The 16230-nt window shown below is 72.3% G+C and carries 15 protein-coding genes; 5 read left to right on the forward strand and 10 right to left on the reverse strand.

Going from position 1 to position 16230, the window contains the following annotated elements; all coding sequences use genetic code 11:
• Positions 1–8 precede the first annotated feature (8 nt).
• Genes GA0070624_RS01440 through GA0070624_RS01455 form a run of 4 tightly spaced genes read right to left on the reverse strand, consistent with a single transcriptional unit; the run spans position 9 to position 3576 of the window.
• Positions 9–401, reverse strand: a complete 393-nt coding sequence (locus GA0070624_RS01440; protein ID WP_091335914.1) for a universal stress protein — start codon at positions 399–401, stop codon at positions 9–11.
• Positions 398–1900 (reverse strand): tripartite tricarboxylate transporter permease, encoded by a 1503-nt coding sequence (locus tag GA0070624_RS01445; protein ID WP_091335916.1) that lies wholly within the window; start codon positions 1898–1900, stop codon positions 398–400. The genes GA0070624_RS01440 and GA0070624_RS01445 overlap by 4 nt, the downstream gene beginning before the upstream one ends.
• Entirely contained in the window at positions 1901–2566 is a 666-nt protein-coding gene (locus GA0070624_RS01450; protein ID WP_245718615.1) for a tripartite tricarboxylate transporter TctB family protein, read from the reverse strand.
• 5 nt (positions 2567–2571) lie between these two features.
• A complete protein-coding gene (locus GA0070624_RS01455) occupies positions 2572–3576 on the reverse strand; it encodes a Bug family tripartite tricarboxylate transporter substrate binding protein (protein ID WP_091335921.1) in 1005 nt (334 codons plus the stop codon).
• A 99-nt stretch (positions 3577–3675) separates the two neighbouring features.
• On the opposite strand from GA0070624_RS01455, the gene GA0070624_RS01460 reads away from it, so the two are divergent.
• The gene (locus tag GA0070624_RS01460) at positions 3676–5406 is read left to right on the forward strand and encodes a sensor histidine kinase (RefSeq protein WP_245718616.1); all 1731 of its coding nucleotides are present in this window, start codon (positions 3676–3678) and stop codon (positions 5404–5406) included.
• Entirely contained in the window at positions 5403–6074 is a 672-nt protein-coding gene (locus GA0070624_RS01465) for a response regulator (protein ID WP_091335926.1), read from the forward strand. The genes GA0070624_RS01460 and GA0070624_RS01465 overlap by 4 nt, the downstream gene beginning before the upstream one ends.
• Positions 6075–6137: 63 nt before the next feature.
• Here the strand turns inward: GA0070624_RS01465 and GA0070624_RS01470 are convergent, their stop codons facing one another.
• Both GA0070624_RS01470 and GA0070624_RS01475 read right to left on the reverse strand, forming a co-directional pair.
• Entirely contained in the window at positions 6138–6821 is a 684-nt protein-coding gene (locus GA0070624_RS01470; RefSeq protein ID WP_091335929.1) for a response regulator transcription factor, read from the reverse strand.
• A gap of 27 nt (positions 6822–6848) precedes the next feature.
• A complete protein-coding gene (locus tag GA0070624_RS01475; protein WP_176731553.1) occupies positions 6849–8132 on the reverse strand; it encodes a sensor histidine kinase in 1284 nt (427 codons plus the stop codon).
• A 210-nt stretch (positions 8133–8342) separates the two neighbouring features.
• Here GA0070624_RS01475 and phoU point away from each other — a divergent pair, with 210 nt between their 5' ends.
• Positions 8343–8996: a phosphate signaling complex protein PhoU gene (gene phoU, locus GA0070624_RS01480; protein ID WP_091335931.1), complete on the forward strand. Its 654-nt coding sequence runs from the start codon at positions 8343–8345 to the stop codon at positions 8994–8996.
• 54 nt (positions 8997–9050) lie between these two features.
• Here the strand turns inward: phoU and GA0070624_RS01485 are convergent, their stop codons facing one another.
• A complete protein-coding gene (locus GA0070624_RS01485; protein ID WP_091335933.1) occupies positions 9051–9818 on the reverse strand; it encodes a phosphoglyceromutase in 768 nt (255 codons plus the stop codon).
• 160 nt (positions 9819–9978) lie between these two features.
• Here GA0070624_RS01485 and GA0070624_RS01490 point away from each other — a divergent pair, with 160 nt between their 5' ends.
• Entirely contained in the window at positions 9979–11268 is a 1290-nt protein-coding gene (locus GA0070624_RS01490; protein WP_091335935.1) for an MDR family MFS transporter, read from the forward strand.
• Between the two features lie 79 nt (positions 11269–11347).
• Positions 11348–12619: an MFS transporter gene (locus GA0070624_RS01495; protein ID WP_091335937.1), complete on the forward strand. Its 1272-nt coding sequence runs from the start codon at positions 11348–11350 to the stop codon at positions 12617–12619.
• 370 nt (positions 12620–12989) lie between these two features.
• Here GA0070624_RS01495 and GA0070624_RS36570 read toward each other — a convergent pair whose 3' ends face one another.
• The 3 genes from GA0070624_RS36570 to mshA form a co-directional block, all read right to left on the reverse strand.
• The gene (locus tag GA0070624_RS36570) at positions 12990–13892 is read right to left on the reverse strand and encodes a hypothetical protein (RefSeq protein WP_342672738.1); all 903 of its coding nucleotides are present in this window, start codon (positions 13890–13892) and stop codon (positions 12990–12992) included.
• A 186-nt stretch (positions 13893–14078) separates the two neighbouring features.
• Positions 14079–14657, reverse strand: a complete 579-nt coding sequence (locus GA0070624_RS01505) for a type III secretion system chaperone family protein (protein ID WP_091335942.1) — start codon at positions 14655–14657, stop codon at positions 14079–14081.
• Between the two features lie 49 nt (positions 14658–14706).
• The gene (mshA, locus tag GA0070624_RS01510) at positions 14707–16071 is read right to left on the reverse strand and encodes a D-inositol-3-phosphate glycosyltransferase (protein WP_091335945.1); all 1365 of its coding nucleotides are present in this window, start codon (positions 16069–16071) and stop codon (positions 14707–14709) included.
• Between the last annotated feature and the right edge of the window lie 159 nt (positions 16072–16230).

Genomic DNA, 16230 nt, shown 5'->3' on the forward strand with positions numbered 1-16230 from the left:
CTTGGCATTCAGTCGGCCTTGACCGCGAGCACCGGGCAGGAGACCCGGAGCAGGATCTCCTGGGCGTTCGACCCCATGATCAGCTTGCCCACCGGGGTCCGGTGCCGGATCCCGATCACCACCAGCGACACGTCCTCCGCCTCGGCGATCTCCACGATCTCCTCGGCGGCGTCCCGGCCCCGCATCAACTGCCGGACCGTGTGGGGCACGCCCGCGGCGGTCAGCTCGCGGACCACCCGCTCCAGATCGCCCTCCTGGGCGAAGCGCGGATCGACGTACGCGTCGCCGCGCGAGGTGTTCACCACCAGCAGCGGCTCGTCCCGGAACCGGGCCTGCTCCACGGCAGCCGCCAGGGCCGCCTCGCCGAGCGGCGAGGGCACGTAACCCACCAGCACGGTCATCCGGTCACCAACCTTCCTCGCAGCGGACGAACCACGAACCGGCCGATCAGCGGCCAGAGCAGCACCACGGCGACCGTGGCGTAGATCAGCCAGGACACCCAGCCGCCGATCAGGCCGTGCAGCTCGCCGCCGGAGAGCTGCAGCGCCCGCCGGCCCTGCAGTTCGGCGCGCGGGCCGAGGATGACCCCGACGATCAGCGGCAGGATCGGCAGCCCGAACCGCCGCATGCCGAAGCCGAGCAAACCGAGGGCGAGCAGCAGGAACAGGTCGAACGGCTGGGCGTTGACCGCGTACGCGCCCATCGAGGCGAAGAAGAGGATGCCGGCGTAGAGGTACGGGCGCGGGATCCGCAGCAGCCGCGCCCAGGCCGGGGCGAGCGGCAGGTTGAGCACCAGCAGCAGCAGGTTGCCGATGAAGAGGCTGGCGATCAGCGTCCAGACCAGGGTGGACTCCCGGGTGAAGAGCAGCGGGCCGGGCTGGATGCCGTACCCCTGGAAGGCGGCCAGCATCACCGCGGCGGTGGCGTTGGTGGGCAGGCCGAGGGCGAGCATCGGCACCAGCGTGCCCGCGGCCGAGGCGTTGTTGGCCGCCTCCGGTCCGGCGACACCCTCGATCGCGCCCCGGCCGAACTCCTCCGAATGCTTCGACAGCTTCTTCTCGGTGACGTACGACAGGAAGGTCGGGATCTCCGCCCCGCCGGCCGGCACCGCGCCGAACGGGAACCCGAGGGCGGTGCCGCGCAGCCACGGCTTCCAGGACCGCTTCCAGTCCTGCTTCCCCATCCAGGGCTGCCCCACCGGGATCACCTCGCCAGCCTTGCGGCGCAGGTGCGCGGCGATCCAGAGCGCCTCGCCCACGGCGAAGATGCCGACCGCCACCACGACCACGTCGATGCCGTCGGCGAGCTGCGGCAGCCCGAAGGTGAGCCGCTGCTGACCGGTCTGGTCGATTCCGATCACGCCGATGGTCAGGCCGAGCAGCAGCGAGGCGAAGCCGCGCACCCGGGACGCGCCGAGCACCGCGGTGACCGCCACGAAGGCCAGCAGCATCAGCGCGAAGTAGTCGGGCGCGCCGAGGCTGACCGCGAACTGCACCACCGGCGGGGCGACCAACACCAGCAGCAGGGTGGCGATGGTGCCGGCGACGAACGAGCCGATCGCGGCGGTGGCCAGCGCCTGCGCGGCCCGGCCCGCCTTCGCCATCTTGTTGCCCTCGATCGCGGTCACCACCGAGGACGACTCGCCGGGCGTGTTCAGCAGGATCGAGGTGGTCGAGCCGCCGTACATGCCGCCGTAGAAGATGCCGGCGAACATGATGAGCGCCTGCGCCGGCTCCATCCCGTAGGTGACCGGCAGCAGCAGTGCCACCGTCATCGCCGGCCCGATGCCGGGCAGCACCCCGACGGCGGTGCCGATGGTCACGCCGAGCAGCGCGAACAGCAGGTTCATCGGGGTCACCACGTTGGCGAACCCGTCGAGCAGGTTGGCGAGGTTGTCCATCTACAGGATCCCTTGCAGCACGCCGGCGGGCAGGTTGATGTCGAGCCCGATGGCGAAGGTGTAGAACGTGATCAGCGACAGCGCGACGGCGATCAGCAGGTTGCGCACGTAGTGCCGGTTGCCCAGCGCGAACGCGGAGCCCCAGAAGAGGAGCGTCCCGCTGATCACCCAACCGAGCCGGTCGATCAGCACCGCGTTGACCAGGAACGCGCCGATCAGCAACAGCACGGTCCGCCAGTCGATCGGGGTGGTCAGGTCGACGTCCTCGCCGGCCTCCGGCTCGCCCGCGCCGCCCCGGGCCACGTCCACCGCGTAGATCGCCGCGACGATCAGCAGCAGCACGCCCAGCAAAATCGGCACCGGCTTGGGGCCGATCGGGTCGGCGCTGTTCACCGCATGCCCGATGCGGGTCGCGTCGACGATGACGAAAGCACCGACGAGGGCCAGGAAGGCGCAGACGCCGTACTGGGCCCGGTCGGGCTTCGGCGCCGGGCCGTCCTCCACCGCCGGGTCCGCGACGGTCGGCGGGACGTCGGCCGTCGCTGCCCGCGCCGCCTCCGGCGACGTACGCTCCGCGCCCGGCTGCTCCGGGATCGGCGGTACGGATGTCTCCACGGCCGGGGGCCGGGGCGGCTGCTCGCCGCCCCGGTCCGGTCGGGTGGTCATCCCGCTCATGCCAACCCGAGCTGCTTGAGCACGTCGGCCACGGCCTTGTCCTGCTCGGTCAGGAAGGTGCCGAACTCGTCGCCGGTGACGAAGGCGTCGGTCCAGCCGCGCTTCTTCAGCTCGGCCTTCCACTCGTCCGACTCGTGCATCTTGGTCAGCGCGTCGATCCAGACCTTCTTGTCGGCGTCGCTGATGCCGGGGGGCGCGACGATGCCCCGCCAGTTGGTGAAGACCAGGTCGATGCCGGACGACTTGAGGGTCGGCACGTCCTTGAGCGCCTCGATCGGCGCCTCGCTGGTCACCGCGAGGACGCGGATCTGGCCGGCCTCGACCTGGTCGAGGAACTCGCCGAAGCCGCTGGCGCCGAAGGCCACCTTGCCGCCGAGCACGGCCGGCAGCAGCTCGCCGCCGCCGTCGTAGGACACGAAGTTGACCTGACGGGGGTCGATGCCGACGGTCTTCGCGAGCTGCATCGGCAGCAGGTGGTCCGGGCCGCCGGGCGACGAGCCGCCACCGACCGCGATCCCCTTCGGGTTGGCCTTCCAGGCCGCGACCAGGTCGTTGATGGTCTTGTACGGGGAGTCCTTCGGCACCACGATGGCGCCGGCCTCCTCGATCAGCTTCGCCAGCGGGGTGGTCTGGGTGAGCGTCGCCGCCGACTTGGAGGTGTACGAGGCACCGACCACGCCGAGCCCCATCTGCATGGCGAGCTTGCCGTTGCCCTTCTCGTTCACGGTCCGCTGGAGGCCGACCGTGCCGCCCGCGCCGGGCAGGTTGAAGACCTGCACGCCGGTAGCGATCTTGGCGTCCTCCATCACCTTCGCGGCGGTACGGGCCGTGGTGTCGTACCCGCCGCCGGGGGTGTTCGGCACCATGATCCGCAGACCGGTGACCGGCTTGCCGTCGCTGGCGCCGCCCTCGTTCTTGTCGGCGGTGGCGCCGCAGGCAGCCAGGGCCAGCGCCGTGGCGGCGGCGACCCCCATGACCAGCACGTTTCTCCTAGTTGCCATCTTGTTTCTCTTCCGTTTCGAATGAGTCCAGCGGCAAGATGGTGGCCTCCACGTGGGCAACTTGTCTGCGTTGTGTCACCAGCGGAAGTTGAGGTCTTTGTGGTCGCGATCACGTCCCGCCGCCGCACGCTGGCCGGGCAGCTGCTGGTCCTCCAGCTCGCGATCATCGTCGTCGTGCTGGTGGCCGTCGCCGCCGTCTCGCTGGCCCAGTCCGAGGCCACCTTCAAGCGGGTGGAGGGGGATCGCGTGGCGGCCCTCGGCGAGCAGCTCGCCGCCGACAGACTGCTGCGCGACCGGCTCAACCAGCCGGTGCCGGCCGAGACGATCGCGCCACTGGTGCAGAACATGGCGACCCGGTCCGGGGTGACCTCGGTGACCGTGGCCGACGCGCGGGGTCGGGTGGTCAGTTCCACCAACCCGACCCTGGTCGGCTCGCCCGTAATGCTGGGCGATCGCCAGGTGGCCGAGGGCCGGAGCTGGTTCGGCGAGCTGGAGGTCGACGGATCCCGGGAACTGGTCGCCCAGGTGCCCGTGCTCGGTGCCCGCGAGGAGAACCTGGGGCGCTATCTGGGCGTGGTGGTGATCGGTGAGGCGTCGCCGACCTGGTTGGAACGGCTGGTCGGGGCATCGTCGTACCTCTTGACCTACCTCGGCATCGCGAGCCTGCTCGGGGTGGTGGGGTCCTGGCTGCTGGCTCGGCGGATCAAGCGGCAGACCCTGGGCCTGGAACCGCGGGAGATCGCCGGGCTCGCCGAGCACCGGGAGGCACTGCTGCACGGCATCGCCGAGGGGGTGATCGCGCTGGACCCGCAGCTACGGGTCACGCTGGTGAACGGAGTCGGCCGACGCCTGCTCGGCCTACCCGAACACTGCCTCGGTCGCAGCCTGTCCGAGCTGGGGATCTCCGGCCGGCTGCGGGACGTGCTGGCCGGCGCCGGCACCGGCCCCGAGGCGCGCGACCAGGTCGTGGTCCGGCGCGGCCGGGTGCTGGTGATGAACCGGATGACGGTCCGGAAGGACGGCCGCCGGCTCGGCTCGGTGACCACGCTGCGGGACCGGACCGAGCTGGCCCGGCTGGAGCAGGAGATCGGCTCGTTCCGGAGCACCACCGAGCTGCTCCGGGCGCAGACCCACGAGTTCGCCAACCAGCTGCACACCATCTCCGGGCTGATCCAGATCGGCGAGCACGACGAGGTGGTCCGGTACGTCGACGCGCTGAGCCGGCACCGCGCCTCACTGGACCTGACGATCACCAGCCGGATCCACGACACCGCGGTGGCCGCGCTGCTGATGGCGAAGTCGGCGGTGGCCGCCGAACGCCGGGTGGAGCTGCGGATCTCCGAGCGGACCGGGCTCGACCGGCTGGAGCCCGAGGTCTCGGCTGACGTCGCGACGGTGCTGGGCAACCTGGTCGACAACGCCGTCGAGGCGGTGGCCGGCAGCCGGGAGCGGGCAGGGCGTACCCCTGGAAGCGGGCGGGAGACGCCGGTCGGCGCCGGTGGGCGGGACGCCGGCGCGGCGGATCCGGGCGAGCCCGACCCGACGGCCCGACCCGCCTGGGTGGAGGTCGAGCTGCGCCAGGACGCCTCGTCCGTGGAGATCGTCGTCCGGGACTCCGGCCCCGGGGTGGCCCCCGAGCTGGCCCAGGAGGTCTTCGCTCACGGCTTCACCACCAAGGCGGCCCAGGGCGGTGAGCGCGGCATCGGGTTGGCGCTCACCCGGCTGGTGTGCCACCGTCGCGGCGGCGAGGTCGCGGTGATGAACACCGAGGAGGGGGCGATGTTCACCGCGCGGATGTCGGTGTCCAGGGCATTGGAGGAGGCGCGATGATCGACGTGCTCGTCGTCGACGACGACTTCATGGTCGCCCGGATCCACTGCGGCTTCGTCGAGCGGGTCGACGGCTTCCGGGTCGTCGGCACCGCGAGCACCGGCGAACAGGCGATCGCCAAGGTCGACGAGTTCCGCCCCGACCTGGTGCTGCTCGACCTCTACCTGCCCGACATGTTCGGCCTCGACGTGGTGACCCGGCTGCGGGCCGCCCGGCACGACTGCGACATCCTGGTGATCAGCGCCGCTCGGGAGGCGGAGGCGGTCCGCGGGGCCGTCCGCTACGGCGCGGTCAACTACCTGCTCAAGCCGTTCGGCTTCGACGAGCTGCGGGGCCGGCTGGAGCAGTACGCCGCCCGGCGCAACTCACTGCGCGCCGCCGTGGTCAGCGACCAGGCCGATGTCGACCGGGTGCTCTCCCGCAGCGGCTCGATCGCCTCCGCGGCCCTGCCCCGGGGCCTCAGTCCGGAGACCGCGGAGCTGGTCGAGCGCGCGCTGCGCGAGCACGACGGCACCCTCTCGGCGGCCGAGTGCGCCAACCGGGTGGGCATCTCCCGGGTCAGCGCCCGCCGCTACCTGGAGCACTTCTCGGGCACGGGACGCGCCGAGGTGACCCTGCGCTACGGCGCGGCCGGGCGTCCAGAACGCCGCTACTGCTGGGTGGGCTGACCCGCCGGGGCGGCGGTCCAACCCGACTCCGTGCCCGCGGTCACCGCCAGTAGGGCCGGCCGGTCACGGCTCGAACTTGTAGCCCAGGCCGCGGACGGTGACGATGTAGCGCGGCGCGGAGGGCTCCGGCTCGATCTTGGAGCGGAGCCGCTTGACGTGCACGTCCAGGGTCTTGGTGTCGCCGACGTAGTCGGCGCCCCAGACCCGGTCGATCAGCTGCCCGCGGGTGAGCACCCGGCCGGCGTTGCGGAGCAGCAGCTCCAGCAGCTCGAACTCCTTCAGCGGCAGCTGGACCGCCGCGCCCTCGACGCTCACCACGTGCCGCTCGATGTCCATCCGGACCGGGCCGGCGGCGAGCGTCGGGGCGCCCGACTCGGTCGCCTCCACGCTCTGCCGGCGCAGCACGGCCCGGATCCGGGCCACCAGCTCCCGCGGGGAGTACGGCTTGGTCACGTAGTCGTCGGCCCCGATCTCCAGGCCGACGACCTTGTCGATCTCGCTGTCCCGGGCGGTGACCATGATGATCGGCACGTGCGAGCGCTGCCGGAGCTGGCGGCAGACCTCGGTGCCCGACATCTCCGGCAACATCAGGTCGAGCAGCACGATGTCGGCGCCGGTCCGGTCGAACTCGGTGAGGGCGGACGGACCCGTCGCGGCGACGGAGACCTCGAAGCCCTCCTTGCGGAGCATGTAGGACAGGGCGTCGGAGAACGATTCCTCGTCCTCGACCACCAGTACGCGGCTCAACGGGTGTTCCTTTCCTGTCGGTCAGACCTACCGGAGCTCGGCCGGGCCGGCCTCGATCTCAGCGGAGGAGAGTGTCGCCTCCAGGTCGTCCGGTGGGCGGGCGGGCAGCCGGAGGGTGAACGTCGACCCCCCACCAAGAGTGCTCGCGACGTCCACCCGACCGCCATGGTTGCTGGCGATGTGTTTGACGATGGCCAGGCCAAGGCCGGTGCCGCCGGTGGCGCGCGAGCGGGCCTGGTCCGCCCGGTAGAACCGCTCGAAGATCCGGTCGACCTCGTTCGGCGCGATGCCGATGCCCTGGTCGGCCACCGCGATCTCGATGTGCTCCTCGGTGCTCCGGGCGGCGATCCGTACCGTGGTGTCCTCGCCCGAGTAGTTGATGGCGTTCTCCACCAGGTTGGCCACGGCGGTGGCGATCTGGGTGTCGCTGCCGTAGACGGTGAGGCCGCGCTCGCCGTCGACCAGGACGTTCACCCGGCGGGCGGCGGCTGCAGTGCGGGTGCGGTCCATCGCCTCGGCGATCACCCAGTCCACCGCCACCGGCTCCGGCGACGGCTGCGGCTCGGCGCCCTGCAGCCGGGTCAGCTCCAGCAGCTCCTGCACCAGCCGGCCGAGTCTGGTCGACTCGTGCTGGATCCGCTCGGCGAACCGTCGGGCGGCGACCAGGTCCTCCGAGAGGTCGGGCGCCCCGTCGCCGGCCGGCTCGGTGGCGTCCAGCAGCGCCTCGGCGAGCAGTTGCAGCGCACCGATCGGGGTTTTCAGCTCGTGGCTGACGTTGGCCACGAAGTCCCGCCGGACCCGGGCCACCCGGTGCGACTCGGTGACGTCGGCCGCCTCGATCGAGATGTAGCCGCCGCCGAGACCCAACGCCCGCAGGTGCACGCCGAGCGGGTTGTCACCGGTGTTGTCGCGGCCGCGCGGCAGATCCAGCTCGATCTCCCGCCGCACCCCGGTGCGGCGGACCTGCCCGGCCAGCGTACGAAGCAGGGGGTGGGCGGCGATGGAGCCCGGCGTGGCGCCGGTGCGGAGCAGGCCCATGGCCCGGGCGGCCGGATTCATCAGGACCGGCACGTCGTCCGGGTCCAGGACCACGACGCCGGCGCGGAGCGAGTCGATCGTCTTGCGGCCGAGCCCGGGGAGCCCGCCCTGCTGGTCCTCCGGAATCGGGAGCCTCCCTGCACTCCAGCGGGAGCGACCGCTCCCCGGCCGCGCCCAGCGCCGCCACCACTCCCGGCGTCGGCGCAGCAGCAGCCCGGCGACCAGTCCGGTCACCAGAGCCAGGGCCACCACGACCGCCACCGCCCATTCCACCCGGCGATCGTAGGGTCATTGTTAACCTGGCTATCGCCCAGAACGGGACGAACCACTCTCACTTCCGGGAAAGTTCACCCCCGGGTCCCGCGTCGTTCACCCGCGTTCACCTCCGGTCCGTTCCACCGGCCTACCGTGGGTCGCGCACCTGCTCAACCCGTGCGCCGGCACCGACCTCGGGCCGGCTGCCACCGACCCCAGGAAGTGACGATGCGCGACGAGTTCCGGGCCGAACTGCAGGCCGTCAGCCGGCTGCTGGTGGACATGGCGGAGGAGGTCCGCACCGCCATGCGTCAGGCCACCCGGGCCCTGCTGACCGCCGACCGGCAGGCGGCCGAGGCGGTGATCGCCGGCGACGCCGAGATCGACGGCGTCTACCGGCAGGTCGAGGAGCGGGTCTGCGATCTGATCGCCCGCCAGGCACCGGTCGCCACCGACCTGCGCACGGTGATCACCGCGCTGCACGTCTCCGCCGACCTCGAGCGGATGGGCGACCTGGCCGACCACGTGGCCAAGACGGCGCTGCGTCGGCACCCCTCGCCGGCGGTGCCGGCCGAGCTGCGGCCGATCTTCACCGACATGGCGGACATCGCCGACCGGATGGCCGTGAAGATCGGCAAGGTGCTGGGCGCGCCGGACGCCGCCCTGGCGGCCGAGCTGGACCGGGACGACGACGCCATGGACGACCTGCACCGCAGCCTGTTCGGCGTGCTTCTGGACGACGACTGGCCGTACGGGGTGGAGACGGCGATCGACGCCACCCTGCTTGGCCGCTTCTACGAGCGCTTCGCCGACCACGCGGTGAACGCCGGCGAGCACGTGGTCTACCTGATCACCGGGGAGACCACCCCCTCGGCCGGCTGAGCCGGGAAACGACGAGAGGCCCCGGTCCGTGCGGACCGGGGCCTCTCGCGTACGTCAGCGGCCCTGGTTGGCGACCGCGGCGGCGGCCTCCTTGGCGGCGGCCGGGTCGAGGTACGTCCCCCCGAGCGTCAGCGGACGCAACTGCGGGTCGAGGTCGTAGCGCAGCGGGATGCCGGTCGGGATGTTGAGCTTGGCGATCGCCTCGTCGGAGATCTGGTCGAGGTGCTTGACCAGGGCGCGCAGCGAGTTGCCGTGCGCGGCCACCAGCACCGTCCGGCCGGCCAGGATGTCCGGCACGATCGAGTCGTACCAGTACGGCAGCATCCGCTCTACGACGTCCTTGAGGCACTCGGTGCGCGGCATCAGCTCGGGCGGCAGCAGCGCGTACCGCGAGTCGCCCGCCTGGGACCACCGGTCGTTGTCGTCGATCGGCGGCGGCGGCGTGTCGTACGACCGGCGCCAGAGCATGAACTGCTCCTCGCCGTACTCGTCCAGGGTCTGCTTCTTGTTCTTGCCCTGCAGGGCGCCGTAGTGCCGCTCGTTCAGCCGCCACGACCGACGCACCGCGATCCAGGGCCGGTCGGCGACGTTCAGCGCCAACTCGGCGGTGCGGATCGCCCGACGCAGGACGCTCGTGTGCACCACGTCCGGCAGCAGGCTGTGCTCGCGCATCAGCTCGCCACCGCGGCGCGCCTCGTTCTCGCCCTTCTCGGACAGGTCGACGTCGACCCAGCCGGTGAAGAGGTTCTTGGCGTTCCAGTCGCTCTCCCCGTGCCGCAGCAGGACCAGCGTCCCGACGGTGGGCCCCTCGCTCGCAGTCATGCCAGTCATGCCGATCATCCTGCCGTACGCCGTCGGCGGGCGTGCGGGGACCGGTCGTGACGACCACCACGTGGAAAAGCTGGTGACCGCCGTTCCGGGGCGGGACTAGGTTGTAAGGCGCTTGAGATACATCGGTCATTACCGAAGCGGGGGCGGAGCGGTGCGGACGGTACGGAGTTGGTTCCGGGACACGACCGGCGGGCTGCCAAGGCCCTTCTGGTACCTCTGGACCGGCACGCTGATCAACCGGCTCGGCTCGTTCGTCCTGGTCTTCCTGGCCATCTACCTCACCCAGGAGCGCGGCTTCTCGGCGTCCCAGGCCGGCCTGGTGCTCGGCCTCTGGGGCGTCGGCGGCGCGGTCGGCACCACCGTCGGCGGCACGCTCACCGACCGCTGGGGACGCCGGCCCACCCTGCTCACCGCCCACCTCGGCGCGGCCACCATGATGCTCGCGCTCGGCCTGGCCCGGCCGCTCTGGGCGGTGTCGCTGGGCGCGCTGCTGCTCGGCACGTTCGCCGAGGCCGCCCGGCCGGCGTTCGGCGCCATGATGATCGACGTGGTGCCGGAGAAGGACCGGCTGCGCGCCTTCTCGCTGAACTACTGGGCGATCAACCTCGGCTTCGCCTGCGCCGCGGTGCTCGCCGGCCTCGCCGCGCAGGCCGGCTACCTGCTGCTCTTCGTGGTCGATGCGGCCACTACCGTGGTCACCGCGCTGATCATCTTCACCCGGGTGAAGGAGACCCGCACCGCCTCGGCCGCCCCCGCCCGCAGCGGCGGCGACGCTCCCGCCGGCGTGCTGCGCACCATCCTCACCGACCGGGTCTACCTGGGCTTCGTGGCGCTCAACCTGTTCGCCGCGCTGGTCTTCCTCCAGCACATCTCGATGCTGCCGATCGCGATGGGCGACTCCGGTCTGACTCCGGCCACCTACGGCTCGGTGATCGCGCTCAACGGGGTGCTGATCGTGGTCGGGCAGCTCTTCGTACCCCGGCTGATCAACGGCCGGAGCCGGTCGCACGTGCTGGCGCTCGCGTCGGTGGTGATGGGCGTCGGGTTCGGGTTGACCGCGTTTGCCGACAGCGCCTGGTTCTACGGGATCACCGTGCTGATCTGGACCCTCGGCGAGATGCTCAACTCCCCGTCCAACGCCACGCTGATCGCCGAACTCTCCCCCGCCGCGCTACGCGGCCGTTACCAGGGCGTCTTCTCGCTCTCCTGGCAGGTGGCCGGCGCCGTCGCCCCGATCCTCGGCGGCCTGGTCCGGGAGCAGGCCGGCAACACCGCGCTCTGGCTCGGCTGCGCCGGCGTCGGCGTGGTGATGGCCGTGGCCCACCTGGTCTCCGGCCCGGCCCGCGAGCGGCGGGCGGCCCAGCTCCAGGCCGCGGCGCCGGTCCAACCGGCCACCGTCGTCCAGCCGCCGGCCCCGGAGGTGGCCCAGGCCGCCGCGTGATCCGGGACACGGTGGCGCGCCTCCGCCGCACTGCCTAGCGTCGACTGCGCACCGGTTGACAAACCTTCATGGAGGACGAGTGCAGGCCCTGCGGCGCTGGCTGCACGACACCGCGGGCGGGCTCCCCGCCATCTTCTGGTACCTCTGGTCCGGTCTCCTGATCAACCGGGCCGGCTCGTTCGCGATGCTCTTCCTGTCGCTCTACCTGACCGACGCGCGCGGGGCGTCGGAGGGGCTCGCCGGGGCGGTCGTCGGGGCGTACGGGGCGGGCGGGGCGGGCGGTGTGCTGCTCGGCGGGGTGCTGGCCGACCGCTGGGGCCGGCGGGCCACCCTGCTCACCGCCCACCTCGGCGCGGCCGGGCTGATGGCGGCGCTGGCGTTCAGCCGGCACCTGGCCATGATCGCGGTGCTCGCCGCGCTGCTCGGGGTGCTCCACTCGATGCCCAGCCCGGCGTTCGTCGCGGCGATCGTCGACGTGGTCCCCGAAGCCCGCCGCTCGCGCGCGTTCAACCTCCAGTTCTGGGCGTTCAACCTCGGCATGGCGGTCGCCTCGCTGCTGGCCGGCGTACTCGCCGAGGCGAGCTTCGTCGCGCTCTTCCTGGTGGACGCTGCCGCCACGCTCACCGCCGCCGCCGTGATCGGCTGGAAGGTGCCCGAGACCCTGGTCGGGCGGCGGCCGGCGCCGGCGGTCCGGCGGCGGGAGCTGGCGGTCCGGCGGCGGCCCGGGCTGCACACCGCGCTGACCGACCGCACCTTCCTGGTCTTCGTCGGGCTTACCTTCGTGCTGGCCGTGCTCACCATGCAGACCTCGACGATCATGCCGCTGGCGATGCGGGCGGACGGCCTGCGACCCTCGGCGTACGGCGTGGTGGTGGCGCTCGGCGGCGCGCTGATCGTGCTCGGGCAGCTCTTCGTGCCCCGGCTGATCGAGCCGTACCGCAAGGCCTCCGTGCTGTCGGTCTCCACCGGGCTGATGGCGCTCGGCTTCGGCGCCCTCACCGTCGCCGACGAGCTGGCGGTCTACCTGGGCGCGGCGGTGGTCTGGACGGTCGGCTCGATGCTCGCCGCACCGCCGAACGCGCAGATCAACGCCGATCTGGCCCCGCCGGAGCTGCGCGCCCGCTACCAGTCGGTCTTCTACCTGACCTTCCCGGCGGCGTCGTTCGTGGCGCCGGCGCTGGGCGGGGTCAGCCTTCAGTACCTGGGCGACCGGCACTGGCTGATCGTCGGCGGGCTGGGCCTGGTCGCGGCGGTGGGTCACCTGCTGGCCGGCCCGCCCCGGGAACGCCGGGTGGCGGCCCTGCGCGGCAGGGACGACCACTCGGGGGAGGTGGTGACGGTCGGCCGCTGACGGGCCCCCGAACGGCGCTGAGCGCCCACCTCGGCCTGTGGCCGTGATGGGCGCTCGCACCGTACGCCCGGCGGCGGCGGGCGACACTCACCCCCGTAAGCGTCGCCCGCTCGCGCCGCCGGTTCAACAGGTGGCACCGTCCCCCAACGGCGTTGTCCACCCGTTCCCCCTGCGCCTCGCTCGGTGCACGGATCTGATCGATCCGCCGCTCCCCCGAACGTTTCCAAGCGTGGCGCGGTTCAATAAAGCTAGTTCGCCCAGATTCCGGATACAACCCAGATCGCTGTCTTGCCGGTCACAGCAACCGGTCGCAAATCCTCCGGGCCTCTGTTGGCCAACAACGCTTTCCCGCCGGCCATTCCCGTAAACCTCAGGCGTCCTCGCGATTTGGGTTCTCCGTACGGAAGAAGTTGCTCTGCCGGCCATCCCGCATCTGTTCCTGATAGATCAGGTTCAGCCCGCGTAGGTCGAATGTCCGGAACCAGTCGTCCCAGGGGATCTCCCGGATCCGGCTGCTCTCCCGATAGCCCGGGATGTTGAACGTCAGCACCCCCGGCCGGCCCTCCCGCTCGGTGCCGGCGATGGTGGCCGGCTTGGCGTTGCGGGACTGCGCCCAGCGCTGGATCACCTCGTGGTTGGCGGTCACCAGGCTCCGGCCCGGACGCTCGGGACGATCCTCCAGAGACGTGATCTGCTGGGACGACCGCACCGAACGGGACGAAGATCCGCCGGTCCGGACCGGAGTCGCCTTCACCGCCGCCGCGCCGCCGCCCCCGGGCGGCGCCGCCCTCGCACCCGCACCGGGTGGCGCCTTCGCAGCGCGGGCCCGGGACGGGGCAGCCTTCTTCGCTGGCGCCTTCTTCGCGGCGGGCGCCTTCTTCGCGGCGGGCGCCCTCTTCGCGGCGGGCGCCCTCTTCGCGGCGGGCGCCTTCTTCGCTGGCGCCTTCTTGGCTGGCGCCCTCTTCGCGGCGGGGGCCCTCTTCGCGGCGGCCTTCTTCGCGGGGGCCGCCTTCCTCGCCCGCGCGCCCGTGGCCTTCGCGGCGGGCACCGCCTTGGCCGCAGCGGCCTTCTTCGCCGGAGCCTTCTTGGCGGCGGCCTTCTTCGTTGGTGCGGCGCGGCCGGCCGGCCCGGTCGGCCTGCGGGCGGCACCACCGCCCCGGCTCTCCGCGCGGAGGGTCTGCGCCAGCGTCTTCACCAGGTCCGGCTTGCGCAGGGCGGATATCCCGGACACCCCGCGCCGGCGGAGCTGGCTGCGGAGGTCGTCCACCCTCATCCGGGAGATCTCGGATTCGGAGATCCGCGGGGTCCCCGGGGTCTGGTTGCCAGGTTGCTGTTTGGTCCTGGTCGCAGCCGCGCCGCGACCTGAGCTGATGCGCTGAGCCATGGGACACGCTCCTCGACAGTCCGTCCTCGGCCCGCGGTGGGTCCCAGTACCGCACCGCGCAGTGCGGCATACCCGTCAGGACGGGTCCGAACCGCCTGCGGTCGAGGTGGCGCTTCCCGCCGGGGCCGATTCGCCGCGGTCCGGCGCCCGGTCGGTGCCAGCGGAGGGCTCGAAGAGGTGGGCGAACGCGGCCAGATTGGCGGTGGACTCGCCCCGCTTGACCCGCCACTCCCACTCCCGGCGGATCGCGGTGCCGAAGCCGATCTCCAGCATGGTGTCGAAGGACTCGTCGGCGTAGGTCAGCACGGCCCCGAGCAGCCGGTCCAGCTCCGCCTCGCCGATGCCGGCAAGGTTGACCCGGCCGGTGAGGTAGACGTCGCCGACCGCGTCGATCGAGAACGACACCCCGTACATCCGGGCGTTGCGTTGCAGCAGCCAGGCCCAGAGCTCCTCGCGGCGCTCGTCCGGCTGGCGCATCACGAACGCCTCGATCCGCAGCGCGTGCTCGCCGACGATCAGGTTGCAGATCGTCTTGAGCTTGTGCGTCCCCGGCAGGGTGACCGCGTACGACGCCTCGCCGGTGGACTCGAAAGCCAGCTCCCGCTCGGCGCAGACGGACTCGATCAGTGCGGCGACCTCGCTCTTGCGGCTCATCGGACCCACTCTACGGTCGGACCGCCCCGCCCACCGCGCGGCGACCGCGTCACCATGAGCAGGACAGGGCGGGGTCGCCGGCCAGCTGGGCGGCCAGCCGGCCACGGTGCTCGGCGATCGCCTCGCCATAGACCGCCAGCAGTCCGGAGACCGTACGGTCCCAGGAGAAGCCGCGGGCGTGCCGTTCGGCGCCGCGGCCCAGCGCGGCCCGGCGAAGCCGATCCGGCAACAGCCGGCCCAGCGTGCGCGCCCAGTCGACCGGGTCGTGGCCGTCGATGAGCACCCCGCTGACCCCGTCGCGGACGGCGGTGACCAGGCCGCCGACGGCGGCGGCCAGCACCGGCGTACCGCAGGCCTGAGCCTCCAGCGCCACCAGCCCGAACGACTCGTTGTACGACGGCACCGCGACCAGGTCGGCGGCCCGGTAGAGCGCGGGCAGGTCCTCGCCCGTGCGCGGCGGCAGGAAGCGCACCCGATCGGTGACGCGGAGCGAGGCGGCCAGCTCGATCAGGGCGGTCGGCCGGTCCAGGCCGCTGCCGCTGGGGCCGCCGCAGATCACCACGGTCAGCTCGTCGGCGAGCGCGGGATCCCGCTCGCGCAGCGCGGCGACGGCCCGGATCAGCACGTCCGGCGCCTTGAGCGGCTGGATCCGGCCGACGAAGGCCACCACGTACCCGTGGGTGGGCAGCCCCAGCCGGCGACGCGCGGCGAGCGTCGCGCGGTGCTGGTCCCCGGCGGCCGGGTGGAACCGGTGCAGGTCGACGCCCGGCTCGACCACGGCGACCCGGGCCGGGTCGGCGTCGTACCGGTCGAGCAGGTCGCGGGCCTCGACCCGGGTGTTGGCGACCAGCCGGTCGGCCTCGGCGACCACCTGCTCCTCGCCGATGACCCGGGCCTTGGGCTCGGGCCGGTCACCGGCGGCGAGCTGGGCGTTCTTGACCTTGGCGAGGGTGTGCGCGGTGTGCACCAGCGGCACCCCCCAGCGCTCCTTGGCCAGCCAGCCGACCTGGCCGGAGAGCCAGTAGTGGGAGTGGATCAGGTCGTAGTGGCCCGGCGGGCGGGCCGCCTCGGCGCGGAGCACCCCGGCGGTGAACGCGCAGAGCTGCCCGGGAAGCTCCTCCTTGGTGAGCCCCTCGAGCGGGCCGGAGGTGACGTGCCGGACGTGCACGCCGGGCGCCATCTCCACCACCGGCGGCAGGTCGCCGGAGGTGGCCCGGGTGAAGATCTCGACCTCGACGTCCGCCTCGGCCAACCGGCGCGCCACCTCGAGGATGTAGACGTTCATGCCGCCGGCATCGCCCGTGCCGGGCTGGTGCAGCGGCGACGTGTGCACGGAGAGGGTGGCGATCCGGCGGGGCCGCGGCCACGGACGGGCACCTCGCTGACGACCGACACCGGTGTGCAATTCCGCCACGTCCGCTCCCTCTGTCACGGTTGATGCCGTCCCGCACTACCGGCGCTTCTCAGTCAACCTCCGCGCCGGATGTCATGTTCCCCATCGGGCTTCGGAAATGCGTCCCGCCCGCCCCGGGCGTGACGGACCTCATCACCACGTGACGGATGGGCGGGGTGA

The sequence above is a fragment of the Micromonospora rhizosphaerae genome (assembly GCF_900091465.1).
Taxonomy (GTDB): domain Bacteria; phylum Actinomycetota; class Actinomycetes; order Mycobacteriales; family Micromonosporaceae; genus Micromonospora; species Micromonospora rhizosphaerae.

Bases quoted from the DNA above. Each gene is read 5' to 3' on its own strand.
- GA0070624_RS36570 (WP_342672738.1), bottom strand. From the start codon at position 13,892: ATGAGGGTGGACGACCTCCGCAGCCAGCTCCGCCGGCGCGGGGTGTCC.
- GA0070624_RS01440 (WP_091335914.1), bottom strand. From the start codon at position 401: ATGACCGTGCTGGTGGGTTACGTGCCCTCGCCGCTCGGCGAGGCGGCC.
- GA0070624_RS01450 (WP_245718615.1), bottom strand. From the start codon at position 2,566: ATGACCACCCGACCGGACCGGGGCGGCGAGCAGCCGCCCCGGCCCCCG.
- GA0070624_RS01445 (WP_091335916.1), bottom strand. From the start codon at position 1,900: ATGGACAACCTCGCCAACCTGCTCGACGGGTTCGCCAACGTGGTGACC.
- GA0070624_RS01485 (WP_091335933.1), bottom strand. From the start codon at position 9,818: ATGACTGCGAGCGAGGGGCCCACCGTCGGGACGCTGGTCCTGCTGCGG.
- GA0070624_RS01455 (WP_091335921.1), bottom strand. From the start codon at position 3,576: ATGGCAACTAGGAGAAACGTGCTGGTCATGGGGGTCGCCGCCGCCACG.
- GA0070624_RS01465 (WP_091335926.1), top strand. From the start codon at position 5,403: ATGATCGACGTGCTCGTCGTCGACGACGACTTCATGGTCGCCCGGATC.
- GA0070624_RS01505 (WP_091335942.1), bottom strand. From the start codon at position 14,657: ATGAGCCGCAAGAGCGAGGTCGCCGCACTGATCGAGTCCGTCTGCGCC.
- phoU (WP_091335931.1), top strand. From the start codon at position 8,343: ATGCGCGACGAGTTCCGGGCCGAACTGCAGGCCGTCAGCCGGCTGCTG.